Origin of the sequence: Rhodococcus sp. 1168 (assembly GCF_002091955.1) — a bacterium.
Lineage (GTDB): Bacteria > Actinomycetota > Actinomycetes > Mycobacteriales > Mycobacteriaceae > Rhodococcoides.
The window spans coordinates 74291-89003 of record NZ_MKKY01000035.1 but is presented as its reverse complement, the minus strand read 5'-3'; the positions used below and the strand labels follow the sequence as shown (position 1 = coordinate 89003).

Annotated in this window: 16 protein-coding genes, 1 tRNA gene and 1 riboswitch; of the genes, 10 read left to right on the top strand and 7 right to left on the bottom strand. The window is 62.5% G+C overall.

The window, feature by feature from the left end; translation table 11 throughout:
• Positions 1 to 9 precede the first annotated feature (9 nt).
• A riboswitch (TPP riboswitch) is annotated at positions 10 to 99 on the top strand.
• Between the two features lie 46 nt (positions 100 to 145).
• Genes BJI47_RS04835 through BJI47_RS04825 form a run of 3 tightly spaced genes read left to right on the top strand, consistent with a single transcriptional unit; the run spans position 146 to position 3682 of the window.
• Positions 146 to 916 carry a 3-oxoacyl-ACP reductase gene (locus BJI47_RS04835; RefSeq protein ID WP_176224676.1) on the top strand — a complete coding sequence of 257 codons (771 nt, stop codon included), beginning with the start codon at positions 146 to 148 and terminating at the stop codon, positions 914 to 916.
• 1 nt (position 917) lies between these two features.
• Positions 918 to 2189, top strand: coding sequence for an LLM class flavin-dependent oxidoreductase (locus BJI47_RS04830; RefSeq protein WP_088942656.1), 1272 nt, complete (start codon positions 918 to 920; stop codon positions 2187 to 2189).
• Positions 2190 to 2227: 38 nt separating this feature from the next.
• Positions 2228 to 3682 (top strand): DUF4185 domain-containing protein, encoded by a 1455-nt coding sequence (locus BJI47_RS04825; protein ID WP_088942655.1) that lies wholly within the window; start codon positions 2228 to 2230, stop codon positions 3680 to 3682.
• On the opposite strand, the gene BJI47_RS04820 is transcribed toward BJI47_RS04825, so the two are convergent.
• Positions 3679 to 4572 (bottom strand): alpha/beta fold hydrolase, encoded by an 894-nt coding sequence (locus BJI47_RS04820; protein WP_088942654.1) that lies wholly within the window; start codon positions 4570 to 4572, stop codon positions 3679 to 3681. The two genes, BJI47_RS04825 and BJI47_RS04820, sit on opposite strands and share 4 nt — an antisense overlap.
• Before the next feature lie 145 nt (positions 4573 to 4717).
• Here BJI47_RS04820 and BJI47_RS04815 point away from each other — a divergent pair, with 145 nt between their 5' ends.
• On the top strand, positions 4718 to 5218 hold the full coding sequence (locus tag BJI47_RS04815) for a hypothetical protein (protein WP_088942653.1): 501 nt from the start codon (positions 4718 to 4720) through the stop codon (positions 5216 to 5218).
• A gap of 54 nt (positions 5219 to 5272) precedes the next feature.
• On the opposite strand, the gene BJI47_RS04810 is transcribed toward BJI47_RS04815, so the two are convergent.
• Positions 5273 to 5776, bottom strand: coding sequence for an alpha-isopropylmalate synthase regulatory domain-containing protein (locus BJI47_RS04810; protein WP_088942652.1), 504 nt, complete (start codon positions 5774 to 5776; stop codon positions 5273 to 5275).
• 294 nt (positions 5777 to 6070) lie between these two features.
• Between BJI47_RS04810 and BJI47_RS04805 the strand changes: the two genes are divergently transcribed.
• Positions 6071 to 7261, top strand: coding sequence for an ATP-binding protein (locus tag BJI47_RS04805; protein ID WP_084345769.1), 1191 nt, complete (start codon positions 6071 to 6073; stop codon positions 7259 to 7261).
• A 4-nt stretch (positions 7262 to 7265) separates the two neighbouring features.
• On the opposite strand, the gene BJI47_RS04800 is transcribed toward BJI47_RS04805, so the two are convergent.
• Positions 7266 to 8384 (bottom strand): alkane 1-monooxygenase, encoded by a 1119-nt coding sequence (locus BJI47_RS04800; protein ID WP_088942651.1) that lies wholly within the window; start codon positions 8382 to 8384, stop codon positions 7266 to 7268.
• Positions 8385 to 8596: 212 nt separating this feature from the next.
• Between BJI47_RS04800 and BJI47_RS04795 the strand changes: the two genes are divergently transcribed.
• Both BJI47_RS04795 and BJI47_RS24430 read left to right on the top strand, forming a co-directional pair.
• Positions 8597 to 9436 (top strand): alpha/beta hydrolase, encoded by an 840-nt coding sequence (locus BJI47_RS04795; RefSeq protein ID WP_088942650.1) that lies wholly within the window; start codon positions 8597 to 8599, stop codon positions 9434 to 9436.
• Between the two features lie 41 nt (positions 9437 to 9477).
• Positions 9478 to 9666 carry a hypothetical protein gene (locus tag BJI47_RS24430; protein WP_088942649.1) on the top strand — a complete coding sequence of 63 codons (189 nt, stop codon included), beginning with the start codon at positions 9478 to 9480 and terminating at the stop codon, positions 9664 to 9666.
• Between the two features lie 8 nt (positions 9667 to 9674).
• On the opposite strand, the gene BJI47_RS04785 is transcribed toward BJI47_RS24430, so the two are convergent.
• Together BJI47_RS04785 and BJI47_RS04780 are read right to left on the bottom strand one after the other, a co-directional pair.
• Positions 9675 to 10550 (bottom strand): amidohydrolase family protein, encoded by an 876-nt coding sequence (locus BJI47_RS04785; RefSeq protein ID WP_088942648.1) that lies wholly within the window; start codon positions 10548 to 10550, stop codon positions 9675 to 9677.
• Positions 10537 to 11217, bottom strand: a complete 681-nt coding sequence (locus tag BJI47_RS04780; RefSeq protein WP_088942647.1) for a dienelactone hydrolase family protein — start codon at positions 11215 to 11217, stop codon at positions 10537 to 10539. The genes BJI47_RS04785 and BJI47_RS04780 overlap by 14 nt, the downstream gene beginning before the upstream one ends.
• 150 nt (positions 11218 to 11367) lie before the next feature.
• Here BJI47_RS04780 and BJI47_RS04775 point away from each other — a divergent pair, with 150 nt between their 5' ends.
• Together BJI47_RS04775 and BJI47_RS04770 are read left to right on the top strand one after the other, a co-directional pair.
• Complete coding sequence (locus BJI47_RS04775) at positions 11368 to 12342, top strand: NADPH:quinone oxidoreductase family protein (protein WP_088942646.1); 975 nt, start codon at positions 11368 to 11370, stop codon at positions 12340 to 12342.
• A gap of 102 nt (positions 12343 to 12444) precedes the next feature.
• On the top strand, positions 12445 to 13032 hold the full coding sequence (locus BJI47_RS04770) for a DUF998 domain-containing protein (protein WP_088942645.1): 588 nt from the start codon (positions 12445 to 12447) through the stop codon (positions 13030 to 13032).
• An 8-nt stretch (positions 13033 to 13040) separates the two neighbouring features.
• On the opposite strand, the gene BJI47_RS04765 is transcribed toward BJI47_RS04770, so the two are convergent.
• Positions 13041 to 13820 carry a class I SAM-dependent methyltransferase gene (locus BJI47_RS04765; protein WP_254900388.1) on the bottom strand — a complete coding sequence of 260 codons (780 nt, stop codon included), beginning with the start codon at positions 13818 to 13820 and terminating at the stop codon, positions 13041 to 13043.
• Positions 13821 to 13937: 117 nt separating this feature from the next.
• Here BJI47_RS04765 and BJI47_RS04760 point away from each other — a divergent pair.
• A tRNA-Met gene (locus BJI47_RS04760) sits at positions 13938 to 14014 on the top strand.
• A 61-nt stretch (positions 14015 to 14075) separates the two neighbouring features.
• Here the strand turns inward: BJI47_RS04760 and BJI47_RS04755 are convergent.
• A complete protein-coding gene (locus BJI47_RS04755) occupies positions 14076 to 14711 on the bottom strand; it encodes an LON peptidase substrate-binding domain-containing protein (RefSeq protein ID WP_088942644.1) in 636 nt (211 codons plus the stop codon).
• Positions 14712 to 14713 lie beyond the last annotated feature (2 nt).

Here is a 14713-nt window from a genome sequence, read left to right as displayed (position 1 = left end):
GGTACAGTTCTCTTCGACACGGGGTGCCTAACGGCTGAGAACACACCCGTCGAACCTGATCTGGTCAACACCAGCGTAGGGATGTCTGCACGTGGGACACGTGCATGCTCTGCGCGGTGTCGGCCGGAAGAGCGAAAGGCCTGACATGAACATCCAGTCGAAAAAGTTGGACGAGCAGACAGTAGTCGTCACCGGAGCGGGCAGAGGTCTGGGCACCGCGGTGGCCAGGGCATTCGCGCGAGAAGGTGCTCGCGTCGTGGTGAACTACCGCAACAGCCGAGTCCCGGCGGAGGCGCTGGCGTCAGAGATCGGCGGGCTGGCGATCCAAGCAGACATCACCGACGCCGAGCAGGTGGACGCATTGTTCACCGAAGCCGAAGCGCACTTCGGGCATTCCGTGACGACGGTGGTCAACAACGCGTTGGCCGACTTCTCGTTCAACGGGGACGCGCGCAGCAAGGCCGATTCGATCACATGGGACGAGTTCGACGCTCAGTTCCGTGGCACTGTGCGTGGTGCGCTGACGACTACGCAGCGAGCGCTGAAGGGGATGCGCGCAGCAGGATTCGGCCGAATCATCAACGTGGGCACCAATCTTTTCCAGAACCCAGTGGTGCCGTACCACGACTACACGGCATCGAAGGCTGCACTGTTGTCTCTGACTCGCACTCTCGCAGCGGATCTCGGCGCGGACGGCATCACTGTGAACATGGTGTCGGGTGGCCTACTGCGGACCACCGACGCAAGTGCCGCCACGCCCGAGGAGGTATTCGACCTCATCGCGGCGTCGACACCGTTGCAGCGCGTGGTGACACCCGAGGAGTTCGCAGATGCCCTGTTGTTCTTCGCATCTCCGTGGTCGAGGTCGGTGACCGGACAGAATTTGGTCGTGGACGGCGGGTTGGTCAAGGACTGACATGCTGCACCTCAACGCATTTCTGTACGGCTGTGGACATCACAGTGCAGCATGGCGTCACCCGAATTCGAGGGTCGAGGACCTCGGCAATGTCAGCTACTACCAAGAACTCGCGCAGACTGCCGAGCGGGGCAAGTTCGATGCCGTGTTCTTCGCGGACGGACACTCCGTTCGTGATCCGGCAGGCGCGGGCACCTGGTTTCTGGAACCGATCACGGCGCTGACGGCGATGGCCGGAGCGACCACCCATATCGGCCTGGTCACCACCATATCCACGACGTTCTACACGCCGTTTCACGCGGCGCGGTTGCTCGCCTCACTCGATCACATCAGCGGTGGCCGCGCAGGATGGAACGTGGTGACCTCGATGTTCGACGCCGAGGCGCGCAATCACGGATTCGAGAGCATTCCCGCACGGGCCGAAAGATACGAGCGCGCAGAGGAATTCGTCGACGTCGCCCTCGCATTGTGGGACAGTTGGGAACAGGACGCGTTGGTACTGGATCGCGAGGGAATGTATGCGGATCCGTCGAAGGTGCACCCCATCGATCACGTGGGTAAGCACTTTCGGGTGGACGGCCCGTTGACGGTCCCACGGTCTCCGCAGGGGCGTCCGGTGCTGTTCCAGGCGGGCGCGTCGGGACCGGGGCGTGATCTCGCGGCCCGCTACGCGGAGGCGATCTACGCCGTTGCCTATGATGCCGAGGCCGGCACCGCCTACTATTCGGATGTCAAGCGCCGCATAGATGCTGCCGGACGAGACAGCTCGACCGTCGGAATTATGCCGGGTCTGGTGACGTATGTCGGATCGACGATGAGCGAGGCCCGTGAGAAGAAGGCCGAGCTCGATGCACTGCTTCCCGTCGAGCAGTCGTTGCGCACACTGGGGATGTTCGTGGAGCAGGACTGCAGCGATTGGGAGCTCGACGCACCGGTTCCTGCTCTTCCGCCGATCGAGGAGTTCACCGGGCCGCACGGTCGATACGAGACGATCCTGCGGATAATCGCCAAAGATGACCCGACTGTCCGTCAGCTTCTCGGGACACTCGCAGCGGGTGGAGGGCACGCCACGATGATCGGGACGCCAGAATCGATCGCCGACGAGATTTCGGAGTGGGTGCGACGAGGAGCTGCCGACGGATTCAATCTGATGCCACCGCTGTATCCGGACAGTCTCGACGACTTCGTCGACGAAGTCGTACCAATTCTTCAGGCACGTGATCTCTTTCGTAAGGAGTACTCTTCGCGCTCACTGCGCGAAAATCTGGCATGATGCGCTGGCACGGGTGGTGCATCCGCAGAAGGGGAAGTATGTCGAAGCGAATGGCCGTCGTGAGCGCCGCTGTTGTTCTCGGGTCCGTGATGATCGTGTACGGGGACAGCGTCCCGGCTGCCGCCGAACCTCTCGTACCTCCCGGCGCGTGCGCGGCCGATCTGACGAACGAGACCGGGTCGCTGGTCCCGGAGGATCTCTCGATTCCGATCCCATTTCCGCAACTCGCACCCGTGCCGTATCCAGCACCGACGACGGCCCCGACACGTATCCACCCTGAGCCGCTGCCGGCGGACCCGTGCGTGGATCCGTGTCCGGACCTCACCGATGAGAGCCGCGAGCCCACCACACTCTCGAGTGAATTGAACATTCCCCGGATCGGACTCGAGTTCAAGCCGTTCACCATTCCGATCCCGATTCCCGGACCCGAAGTGCAGCTTCCGCCTCCGCCCGATCCGGCGTCGCCTTCCATCGAACCGGCGGTCAGGACTCCTGCACCTCCCATGCCGCAGATCGGCAACGTCACCCGTGTTGCCAAACAGACAGGGGCGGGATCGATCAACCGCACCGACAAACGCTGGCAGGTCTACGGAACGGACCTGGGCATGATGTGGGAGAGCGCCCCCGGACAGATAGCGACGGCGTTCGGCGATACCGTCGGCAAAGGCTTCCATCCCCCTGGAGGCCAGGGACCGGACTGGCGCAGCAATGTACTCGCGTTCAGCACCGATACCGATCTGTCCGACGGGGTCACCTACGACAGCATGGTGCAGGACAGTCGTTGTCACGCAGCCGAACTGCTCAGCAGTCGCAAGCTCGACAACGTCGAGATCACCACGATTCCGACCTCCGGCTTCGCGATCGGCGATCGCCAATACATGAGCTACATGTCCATCAGGACGTGGAACAGCATCCCTGGAACCTGGTGGACCAACTACGGGGGGATCGCTTACTCGGACGACGGCGGCTCCACCTGGACGAAGGATCCATACGCACAGTGGGACAACATCTTCGGCGTCAGTAAGTTTCAGGTGACGTCGATGGTCCCGCAGGGCGACTACGTGTACATGTTCGGCACCCCGAACACCCGACTCGGCGACGTCGGCGTCGCACGCGTCCCGAAGGATCAGGTGCTGAACAAGTCCGCGTATCAGTATTGGAGCGAGGGTAACTGGACGCCGGTCGGAGGGTATACCGCAGCGTCGACGATCGTGGCGGCCCCGGCAGCGGAGCTCTCGGTGCGGTACGACGACTCACGCCAGAGATGGCAGATGACCTACCTCGACACCGCGAAAACGGCTATCACGCTGCGGGAGTCCGACTCTCCGCAAGGGGCGTGGTCCGATGGAGCGCCGATGGTCAGCGTCGCCGACTACCCCGAGCTGTACGGAGGGTTCATGCATCCCTGGTCCACCGGTACCGACCTGTACTTCAACATCTCGACGTGGTCCGACTACAACGTCTTTCAGATGCACGCGGAATTGACGAACTAGCTCTTCAGCGAATCGATGTACTTCTCGGTGAGCTCGACGATCTCGACAGCATGAGAGATCGGTGACCAATGGCCCGCGTGAATATCGTTGCGAGTCAAGTTCTTTACCCATTTTCCGGTGTCCTCGTAATGATCGGGCCGCACCGCGACGTCCTCGGTGTTGACGATCAAGTGCACCGGGATGTCGATGGATCGGTCCCGCGGCTTCATCAGGCGTGGAACGAGGTTCGCTCGATACAGGTTCATTCCGTTGGTCGCGTCGGAGAACAGTGTGGGATTCTCGGTGACCAGTGACGGGTCGACGCCGGAGAATTCGTGCAAGAACGCAGGCCAGCCCTTGGCGAACTGGCGTCGAATTCGCAACGTGGAGAGGCCGGGTATGTGGAAGGTGACGGTGTACCAGGATGCGCGCGTCTGGGCGAGGACTTGCTTGACGTTGCTCCAGCTCGGCCTGGCCAACCGCGACCGCGACCACTTGCCGAGGTGGTCTAGGTTCGGGCCCGAAATGGAGGTGTACGAACGGATTCGATCCACCGCATGGGGTTCGCCGGCTGCATCCCATACGGTGACGGCGCCCCAGTCGTGTGCGAGAACGTGGACCGCTGCGTTCGGGCTGACTGCGTCGACGACGGCATAGAAGTCCGAGGCCAGATTGCGGAGTCGGTAGGCGGAGCGTTCACGCGGAACCGTACTTGCGCCCGCGCCGCGTGCGTCGTAGCTGACAACGCGGAAGCGCTCGGTGAGTCGTGGAACGATGTGACCCCACATCTCGTGGGTGTCCGGCCAGCCGTGGACGAGAACGATGGTCTCGCCGTCCGAATTTCCGGTCTCGTAGACCGCCAGTGACATTCCCTCGTTGACCACGTTTGTGCGGGTGACGGTTTCACTCATCGGGTGGCACGTCCTTTTCGGTCTCGGTCGGGGGCGTCACACTTCTTCCGAAGGTTACTATAAGTCTCGGTTACAGGTAAGTGGATTGTCGGTGCGGAGTGGAAGGATTGAACAACCTCTCCGCCGAAGCAAAGGAACCCTCGAGATGTGGCCCAACGAATGGCCTGCGACACCCCGAGCTATCGCGACCTCCACCGAGGAGGCGCTTGCTGCCGCTCGTGCGCGCTCGGAGGATGCCTATCGCGACGCCGTGGCCGACGTGGAGTCCGAGGACGCGGCGCAAGTCGGTCTGGTGCATGCCGAGATCATCCGAGCGTTGCTCGAAGAACTGCATCCCGACGGGCTGACCGGCGAAGATGTTCAGGATGTGCTGGCGCGGACAGTGCGCTCGGCATCGGAATGGTTCGGTGAGCTCGATGTCGATGGATTCGTAGAAGTGCTCACGGGTGCGCTCGGGGTCGCGGACACCGATGCGGTACGTCCGCGACCTCGCGCTGGTCATGCGTTGTTGATCATTGCCGAACTGTCCAGTGCCGGCCGGCGTACGGCAGACGGAAAAGGCGCGCGTGCCTCTTCGTCGAGTGAGGTCTACATCCGGCGGGCGATCGAGGAGATAGCGCGTTCGCAGACCATCGAAATGCCCTAGTGCTCTCTACCGATATCTAGCTAAAAGACGAGAGTGCAGTAGAAGGGCCGAGAGTCACCCGTGCAGCATGTTGGCCGCACCGATAATGGCCCGGATGGACGAGCTCGTACCGTCCCCATCCATCGCCATGGACCACGCACGGCGGCCGTCGAATTCGCAGAGGACGAACGTGGCGATCTCGGCGGCATGTATGCCACTTTCGGAAGTGCCCCGCCGGCGGCCGGAAACGCGCTGCTGGTGGAAGTTCAGGATTTCGATATGAAAGCCTGCGTCGTACAACATCGAGGTCAGGGCATCGATCGGGCCATGGGACGTTGCCGTTGTCGTGTGGATCGCGTTCCCGACGCCGAAGGTCGCGTCGAATCTGGTCTGTCCACCGGGGCCGGGCTGGGCGGACCAACTGCCCAGTCTGATGGGCCCGGTGCGTGCGCCGAAGCGCTGCAAGAATGCGGCCCAGCTCATGTTCGCGGCCTGGTCACGAAGGTCACGCGGTAGGGGTGCTCCATAGCGGGCAGCGAAGCAGTCGCTCGAGAAAGTGGTGGAAGAAAGAGTATTCATGTCGGTGGTTCTCCGAAAGCGAAGGGAGGACCGAGATAGCACGACGACCCGCAGCGAGGGGTCGGTCCGAATTAGACCCCGCTACGGCGGCGTACTACGAGAAGGTGTTCCACAGAGTCCAATGTAGGCGCAGTTTCCGCTCTGGTGCAACTGTGTAGTCGAGTCTAACCCAATCTAGGACATTGTGAAGATCTGCTGATACAGGCCGAGAAGATTGCTAGCCGTCCATACCGGCGTCTAGGACACGCGCTAGATGTCCCGATACTTTGCTATGACGGTTGTTATCTTGGCCCCATGGACCCCGTGCGTAATCCCTACGCTCCGGGCGCAGGCCAGCGCCCACCCGAACTGGCAGGTCGCGAGAAGCAACTCGACGCGTTCGACGTCGTGCTCGAGCGGATCACTCGCGGTAAACCGGAGCGAAGTGTGGTCCTGACGGGATTGCGCGGCGTCGGCAAGACCGTTCTGCTCAATCATCTTCGCTCGGCCGCGGTCGCTCGTGGCTGGGGAACCGGCAAGATCGAGGCGAGGCCGGACCAAGAATTGCGTAGACCGCTCTCGTCTGCGCTGCACATGGCTGTTCGCGGCATTGCTGCCGCACATCGCGATCCGGAGAGAGTCGACGAATTCCTCGGTGTACTCAAAGCCTTCGCTTTGCGTGCCTCCGCCGACAAGGGGATGCGTGAACGTTGGCAGCCCGGTATCGATGTTCCCGCACTCAGCGGCCGGGCAGATTCCGGGGACATCGAGATCGATTTGGTGGAACTGCTGCTCGACGCATCGGTACTGGCTGGTGACGTCGGCGTCGGTATCTCGATTTTCATCGACGAAATGCAGGATCTGGGGCCTGCCGACATCTCCGCGCTGTGCGCGGCCTGCCATGAGCTCAGCCAAGATGCGGCACCGCTCATTATCGTCGGAGCAGGTCTTCCGCATCTCCCCGCTGTGTTGTCGGCGTCGAAGAGCTACTCCGAAAGACTGTTCAGCTACCACCGGATCGGGCGGCTCGAGCGCAAGGCTGCCGATCTCGCGTTGATCGCTCCCGCAGATCGCGAGGACGTGGAATTCACGACCGAGGCTCTCGACGCGCTCTACGAGGCGGCGGACGGATACCCGTACTTCGTTCAGGCCTACGGCAAGGCGACGTGGGATCTGGCGCCCGAAAGTCCGATCACGGCCGAGGACGTGCGGGTTGCAGCCCCGACGGCCGAGGAGGAACTTGCCGTCGGATTCTTCGGTTCTCGCTACGAGCGCGCCACCCCTGCTGAGCGTGAGTACATGCGGGCGATGGCCGATCTGTCCAGCGACGACACCTCGGTACCGACGTCGGCCGTGGCGACGGAGTTGAAGCGCAAGCCTGCGTCGTTGTCACCGGCTCGTGACGGATTGATCAAGAAGGGGCTGATCTACTCCGCCGAGCGTGGGACCATCGCGTTCACCGTTCCACACTTCGGGCGGTATCTTCGGGCTCAGACCGACGAGTAGCGGGTCAGCGGTTGATCCGGGACATGTCCCCGTCGTAGAAGTCGATCAATCTCTGATCCATCACTTTTCGCCACAGTGGTGGGATCAGTGCGCAGAAGATCATCACCGCGTACCCGGCTGGGAGCTGCGGTGATTCGTCGACGGTCCGAAGGGATTGGTAGCGACGGGTCGGGTGAGCGTGGTGATCGCTGTGCCGCTGGAGGTGGTACAGAAAAAGATTGCTCCAGAGATGGTCGCTGTTCCAGCTGTGCCGGTGATCGGTTCGTTCGTACTTGCCGTTGCTCTTCTTCTGCCGCAGCAAGCCGTAGTGCTCGAGGTAATTGGCGGCCTCGAACAGGATTATGGCGATGAGTGCCTGTATCAGGAGGTAGGGCGCAACCTGCCAGCCGAAAACCCCGATGAGGACCGCAAACAGCACGAGCGAGATCGCGGCGGCGTTGAACAGGTCGTTGTGGGCGGACCATTTAGTGGAACCGACCCGGTGTAGACGCCGTTGCTCGAGACTCCAGGCCGAGGTGAGGCCGCCGATTATGCTGCGAGGCAGAAATTTCCAGAAACTCTCCCCGTAACGCGCCGACGCAGGGTCTTCGGGGGTGGCGACGCGAACATGGTGCCCATGATTGTGCTCGACGTAGAAGTGTCCGTAAAACGCTTGTGCGAGTGTGACCTTGGACAGCCACCGTTCGACATTCTCACGCTTGTGTCCGAGTTCGTGAGCGGCATTGATCCCCACGCCACCGACGATCCCGATGGTGACGGCGAGTGCCAACCGCTCGGGAACTCCGAGTGGCCCGTAGGCCCAGAGATAGCATGCTGCAACCAAACCCGCGTATTGAAGCGGTATCAGTAGGTACAGGCACCAGCGGTAGTACTTGTCGTTCTCGAGCGCTCGCGCTGCTTCGAGCGGTGGGTTGCTCCGGTCGACCCCGGCGAAGACGTCGATCAGCGGAATGAGGATTCCCATGATGAACAGGCCGAGAAGCCAGAATGCGCCTGGGCCCAGAACTGTGACCAGTCCCCACGCCAAGAACGGGCTCAGCGGAATGACCAGACCGAGCGGCCACAGGTAGCGCTTGGGGTCTCGCCACCGCGCACCGGGCAGCGCCTCGGAGGGAGCATTCATAGCAGGTGGAGCACGCCCTCTCGATTGATCAGCCAAGCTTCCGAGCAACCTACGATAAAACGGTAGCAGCTATCTGTCGGCAAACGTCACCTCAGCCGATCCCATGCAATTCGGCACCATGTCGTGATCGGATGGGTACGCCGTCTTTTCCGAGCAGAAGACCGCCTTTCGAGATCGCTGAAGTTCAGCGGCGCAGACGAGGAGAGAAGCACGTGAAACGCACCGAGGCATCGTTCAGTGGAGTGCATGGAACCAAGATCGTGTACGACGTCTGGACCCCCGAAGATCTTCAGCCGTCGGCCATCCTGGTGCTCTCGCATGGGCTCGGTGAACACGCGGGTCGCTACCACCACGTCATCGAGCGTCTCGGGACACTCGGTCTCGTCGTCTATGCGCCCGATCATCGGGGGCACGGAAGGTCCGGTGGCAAGCGGCTCGAACTGAAGAAATGGTCGGACTTCGTCGAGGACCTGCACGAGGTCTTTCGAATCGCCGATGCGGCTTACCCAGGTATGCGGAGTTTCCTGCTCGGCCACAGCATGGGTGGTGCGATCGCTCTGTCTTACGCGCTCGAGTACCAAAGCGAGCTCGATGCGCTGATGCTGTCCGCCCCCGCGGTGGTCCTCGGCGACAGCACTCCGAAAATTCTGATCCCGATCGGCAAGATACTGGGCAAGATCGCTCCGAGCTTGCCGGTTCAGGAACTCGACTCCGCCGCGGTGTCTCGGGATCCGGCCGTCGTAGCCGCGTACAACGCCGACCCTCTGGTCCACCACGGCAAGATTCCAGCCGGGCTCGCCAGCGGGTTGGTCGGCGCAATGGAGAGTTATCCCGCGCGGCTGCAAAACCTCACGCTCCCGGTTCTTCTGCAGCACGGCAGCGAGGACAAGCTCGCCGACGTATCGGGCAGTCGCTCGATCGCCGAATCCGCCGGATCGACCGACCTGACCCTCGAGGTGTACGACGGGCTGTACCACGAGATCTTCAACGAACCGGAGCAAGAACGAGTCCTCGACGACCTGATCGCCTGGCTGACCCCGAGACTCGCGTGAGTCGGTAGGCCCTACCAGGCTACGAAAGACAAGGGTGCAGGTTGCGTACGGCATTGGTTCTCGGCGGTGGAGGGGTTGCCGGAATCGCCCGGCAGACCGGCTTGTTGCACGGTAGGGCCTGCGCGGGTGTCGACCCGACGGATCCGGCCAGGCGGGCCGACACCGCCGAAGCGGGGTTTGCTCAGGGTGGCCGGATAGCCGATGCGATAAGCGCATTCGGGACGACCTGAGCCTTTCGCTACAGAAACAGGCTCGCGCCGTTTCGGTAGCACACGTCCGACACCCACTCGTCTCCCAGATCGAGGCGAGCCACCGCGGTCAGTGCGTCCAAGTACGGATACGGAATGTTGGGGAAGTCGCTCCCGAACAGTATGCGGCCCTGAAGATCTATCAGTTTCGATCGACCCGATTTCGGGAACGGCCAGGACGCTTCCGAGAAATCAGTGAACGCCATGGTCGTATCGAGTCGCACGTTCGGATACTGCAACGCCATCTCGAGAAACTGAAGATACTCGGGCATGCCCATGTGCGCGATGATCAGCGGAAGTCGCGGAAAGCGTTGCAGTAGCGTGGCAATCGATTCCGGACCGGTGTGTGCTCCGGACGCGGGCCCCGAACCGCAATGGATCACGACGGGGATCGCCGCATCCTCGATGATCCCCCACACGCCGTCGAGCAGTGGATCGTTCGGCGGGTAATTCCCGACCTGTATGTGTGACTTGAAAATTCTAGCGCCGGATGCCACTGCCGATTCGACGTACTGCGTGGCACCTTCCTCGGGGTAGAACGTTGCGGTGTGCACGCAATCGGGCACCCGCTGCGCGAACTGTGTGCCCCACGAGTTCAGCCACTCCGCCATGCCCGGCTTGTGCGGGTAGATCATCGAGGTGAACCCCCGTACACCGAACTCGCGCATGATCTCGATACGCGTGTCCTCATCCTCCCGGTAGGTGATCGGCCAGGCCATTCCGGTGAGCGGGCCCGCGGAGTCGAAATACGTCCAGACCTTGTCCATGACGTTCTTCGGCATGAAGTGGGTGTGAACATCGAAGAGTCCGGGCAATCCCAGGTCCGTCCAGAAAGACCGAATCTGCTCGGTTTCAGTGGGCGACATGGCCGTCGAACCATTCGAGCGTCATCGTCCAGGCGTCGGCTGCGGCCTCGGGATTGTAGACCGCGGGACGGTCGTTGCAGTTGAATCCGTGCTCGCCCTGGGTATATCGGGTGATGTCGGTCGACACCGGTGACGTCGCCACCGCGGTGCGCAACTGCTCGACCTCGTCGATCGGAATTCCCTTGTCCAGGTCGCCGAAGAACCCGCGCCAGGGCGTCTGCAACGCATCGGCGACCGACAACATTGCCGGATATCCGAAGCGTCCCTTCGAAATGCCGCCGCCGTAGAACGTCGCTGCGGCGCCGACAGCGCGTCGTACCGCGGTCTGGAAGGTGACCGATCCGCCCATGCAGAACCCGACGATCGCGGTCTGCTGTGGCTCGAATCCGAGTTCGGCCAAGACCGAGAATCCGGCGTCGACATCGGAGTCGACTTCGCTGGCCTTCAATGCACCGATGGCTGCCATGGCAGGGTCCATGTTGTCGTACGCGATGATCTGGGTTTGTTGTCGATGAAACAAATGGGGCGCGGTGGCAACCCAGCCGGCATCGGCGAATCGTTGGCAGACATCGACGATGTGGTCGGTGACGCCGAACGCCTCCTGAACTACGACGACACCGCCACGAGGGGTTCCGGAAGGCATAACAGTGGTGAGGGGGGTGGACATACCTCGATTGGACCACCTCGGCCGATCCATCTCCGCCCCGGCCTCCCCCCCCAGCCGGGTCGGCACTCCTCACACCGGTTTTGTACCGTGGGTCACACGGCGCTTCGCGCCCGGATCGAAATAGGACTTTTCCCAACGAGAGGACAGTTCATGCGTGCGGTGCACATCACGAAGCTGGATGGACCGGATTCGGTCGAGATCGTCGACGTCGAAGAACCGGTCGACGACGGGAAGTCCGTGCTGATCGACGTACACGCCGCCGGGGTCGCCTTCCCGGACGCTCTGCTGACTCGTGGGCTCTACCAGTACAAGCCCTCGTTGCCGTTCGTGCCGGGCAGCGAGATAGCGGGCATCGTTCGGTCGGCACCCGAGGGATCCGGGTTCACCGCGGGTGATCGCGTCGCCGCCCTGACCGGACTGTCCGACGGTATGGCCTCGGTCGCCGCCGTGGCCCCGGAGACCGTCTTCGCGCTTCCGGACGCCGTCTCCCTGACGGCAGGTGCCGGACTGCTGTTCAACGATTTGACGGTGCATTTTGCGTTGCGTGAACGCGGACGACTCACCGAGGGCGAAACGGTTCTCGTGCACGGCGCAGCGGGAGGCATCGGTACCTCGGTGCTGCGGATGGCTCCGGTTCTGGGCGCTGCGCGCGTCATTGCCGTCGTCAGCTCGGAAGCGAAGGCCGAGATCGCGCGGGCCGCGGGCGCCACCGACGTCGTGCTCGTGGACGGATGGAAGGACGCGGTGAAGACACTCACCGGAGGCAAAGGCGTCGACATCGTCGTCGATCCCGTCGGCGGTGACCGGTTCACCGACAGCATTCGCAGTCTTGCGCCGTCGGGTCGGATTCTGGTGATCGGGTTCACCGGCGGTGAGATCCCGACGGTCAAGGTCAACCGACTGCTGCTCAACAACGTCGACGTCGTGGGAGTGGGCTGGGGCGCATGGTGGATGACGCGCCCGGGCTACCTGAAGCAGCAATGGGCCGAGGTCGAACCATTGCTCGCCTCGGGCAAGCTGACTGCGCCCGAGCCGTCGGTGTTCCCGCTCGAGAAGGCGGGCGAGGCTATTACTTCTCTCGAAAATCGAACCGCCGCAGGCAAAGTCGTCCTCACTCTCAGCTAGTCCGGCAGGTCGACCTCGCGGGCGTGCGCCAACGCGGCCACCTCCGCGGGGAAGACATTCTCGAAGACGAACGGATCGGTCCCCAGCACTGAGGAGTACGACATTCCACGTAGGAAAGCACGCGCTGCAGGCCTGCTCTTCGCCTTCGCCTCGCTGCAATACTTGCTGCTCGAGGCGTTGACAGCCTCGCGATCCGAGGGTTACCGATACGCCTATGACACCGTCAGTGATCTCGGGGTGCCGACAACATCGGACACCTCATGGCTGATGAACGTGGCCTTCTGCGTGTCCGCGATCTCGGTGCTTGCGGCGGGCATCTGCTCGGCGTCGCTGCTGGGACGTCGGCGATGGGTGTATCTCGGAGCGATAGCCGCATACTCCCTCGGCAGCGTGCTCGTTGCCGTCGTCCATGCCGGTGACGGAAATGCACACATCATCGGCGCTGTCCTCGCGATCGGCGCCGGTAACGTCATTGCCCTGCTTGTCGGCACGGGCGTTCCGACCTGCCCGCGTTGGTACTCCAAGGGCAGCGTCGGCTTCGGGTTGCTCGGTTTCGTTGCATCCGGTCTGCTGATCGCCGGTGTGGGCCCGGTGGGTGTGATGGAGCGCGCGTCGATCTATACGTTCACCTGCTGGGAGCTGCTTACCGCAGCAGCGCTCGGGTTGGCCGTTGCGCGTACGAAGCGATAGCCGTCGTTTTACACCGTTCCCCGAGCAAACCACGCACGTGCTTGCACCGTGAAGGGCTGCTCCGGGCGATCGAAGGTGTTCAGGCAGGCCAACCGAAGGACTTCACGGCCGCTGTGGTCGAGCGTCTCGAGGTAAGCACCGTGCGGGCCGATGCCGAGGGTGAACGGCTCCCACCAGTCGTCGAAGTTCGCGTACGAGCCGCGGGCCGTGAGCGCGCCGTCCTCGACGTCGGTCAGGCCCGCCTCGCGGAACACCGCAGCAATCTCTCCTGCGGTGTCGCCGGTCAGCTTCATCCTGTCGCTGACAGTGGGGTCTGCGGCGACCATGAACTGACCGAGGATCCGCATTGCGGGCATCCCGCCGCGGTCCCATTGACAAGCCGCTACCGTCCCGCCAGGCCTGGTGACGCGGGACATTTCGCGCACACCGGCCACCGGGTCGCTCATGAACCCGATGACGAGACTTGCCAGCGCAGCATCGAACGAGTCCGTGTCGAAGGGCAGGCTTTCGGCGAAGCCCTTTCGGACATCGACTCCTGGATTGCGGGTTCGACAAGCCTCGACGAAAGGTGCGGACGGATCGATCGCCGAGACCCCTGACGCACCGACACGCGACACCAGCTCACGCGTCAAACCTCCAGGGCCACAGCCGATGTCGACGACCCGCATACCCGTCGTGACGGGGACTGCATCGGCGAATGCCGGTGCCAATGCAGGCAGATAGCGTCCGATCAGCCGGTCGTAGCCTGCTGCCGGCGCTGCAAACATCCGAGAAGTCTCATCGTTCATGGCTCTCATCCTCCGCCCGAACGCCTCACAAGAGCAATCACTTCGGCTGGAGAGTCGGTGGTTGACCTGGTGATTGGGAGATCCGCGCCGAGGCATGTAATGTTGGTATCACACCGACGCGGGGTGGAGCAGCTCGGTAGCTCGCTGGGCTCATAACCCAGAGGTCGCAGGTTCAAATCCTGTCCCCGCTACCAATGTTAGAAAAGAACCAGCACCTTCGGGTGCTGGTTCTTTTTTTGTGTCCATCTCCGCCGGTTAGCTCAACCTGAACTTGACGATGTCGGTGACGTTGTCGACAGCGTCGACGAGTACCCGTAGTCGCTCGGACGGGCCGGGTGCCTCCAGGATGTCCTGGCGGTCGGCCTGCCCCATCGGAACCTGTGCGGCAAGGGTGAACAAGCGCTCACCCGACTCGGCGGGAAGAGCGGAGAAGCTCGGATCAGGCGGTGGCGCATCACCTTCGGCCCGCGACAGTTCACCGATCAATGAGTACAGCGCAGAAATCTTGTCCTGCAGTGACGCGAACTCGGATTCGGGCGGCGGAGTGGCCGTGTTCTCGTCGGCCCATACACGAAGATCGGCGCGAGGGTAGGGATCGTCCTCCAGCCATGCGTCGATCAGAAGTCTTTCGCTCCCTACGCATTCCACGTAATGTCTGCCGTCACCGACCTCTTCGTGGCTGACGATGTGAGCAGCCGTTGCAATATGGTGGCGCACATCTCCGCCCCCGGACTCTTTGCCGCGCGCAATCAGCACGACCCCGAAACTGGGGTCCTCCATGGCGAGGCAAGCGGCCAAGAGTTCCTGGTATCGCGGCTCGAAGATGTGCAGAGGAAGACGCTCCCCTGGCAGCAGCACGCTGCCGAGTGGAAACATCGGCCACAACGACATCG

What these genes read in the sequence shown, in the direction of transcription:
- BJI47_RS04825 (WP_088942655.1), top strand. Translation starts at nt 2,228, where the DNA reads ATGTCGAAGCGAATGGCCGTCGTGAGCGCCGCTGTTGTTCTCGGGTCC.
- BJI47_RS04830 (WP_088942656.1), top strand. Translation starts at nt 918, where the DNA reads ATGCTGCACCTCAACGCATTTCTGTACGGCTGTGGACATCACAGTGCA.
- BJI47_RS04835 (WP_176224676.1), top strand. Translation starts at nt 146, where the DNA reads ATGAACATCCAGTCGAAAAAGTTGGACGAGCAGACAGTAGTCGTCACC.
- BJI47_RS04775 (WP_088942646.1), top strand. Translation starts at nt 11,368, where the DNA reads ATGCGTGCGGTGCACATCACGAAGCTGGATGGACCGGATTCGGTCGAG.
- BJI47_RS04815 (WP_088942653.1), top strand. Translation starts at nt 4,718, where the DNA reads ATGTGGCCCAACGAATGGCCTGCGACACCCCGAGCTATCGCGACCTCC.
- BJI47_RS04820 (WP_088942654.1), bottom strand. Translation starts at nt 4,572, where the DNA reads ATGAGTGAAACCGTCACCCGCACAAACGTGGTCAACGAGGGAATGTCA.
- BJI47_RS04800 (WP_088942651.1), bottom strand. Translation starts at nt 8,384, where the DNA reads ATGAATGCTCCCTCCGAGGCGCTGCCCGGTGCGCGGTGGCGAGACCCC.
- BJI47_RS04755 (WP_088942644.1), bottom strand. Translation starts at nt 14,711, where the DNA reads ATGTCGTTGTGGCCGATGTTTCCACTCGGCAGCGTGCTGCTGCCAGGG.
- BJI47_RS04785 (WP_088942648.1), bottom strand. Translation starts at nt 10,550, where the DNA reads ATGTCGCCCACTGAAACCGAGCAGATTCGGTCTTTCTGGACGGACCTG.
- BJI47_RS04780 (WP_088942647.1), bottom strand. Translation starts at nt 11,217, where the DNA reads ATGTCCACCCCCCTCACCACTGTTATGCCTTCCGGAACCCCTCGTGGC.
- BJI47_RS04810 (WP_088942652.1), bottom strand. Translation starts at nt 5,776, where the DNA reads ATGAATACTCTTTCTTCCACCACTTTCTCGAGCGACTGCTTCGCTGCC.
- BJI47_RS04805 (WP_084345769.1), top strand. Translation starts at nt 6,071, where the DNA reads ATGGACCCCGTGCGTAATCCCTACGCTCCGGGCGCAGGCCAGCGCCCA.
- BJI47_RS04765 (WP_254900388.1), bottom strand. Translation starts at nt 13,820, where the DNA reads ATGAACGATGAGACTTCTCGGATGTTTGCAGCGCCGGCAGCAGGCTAC.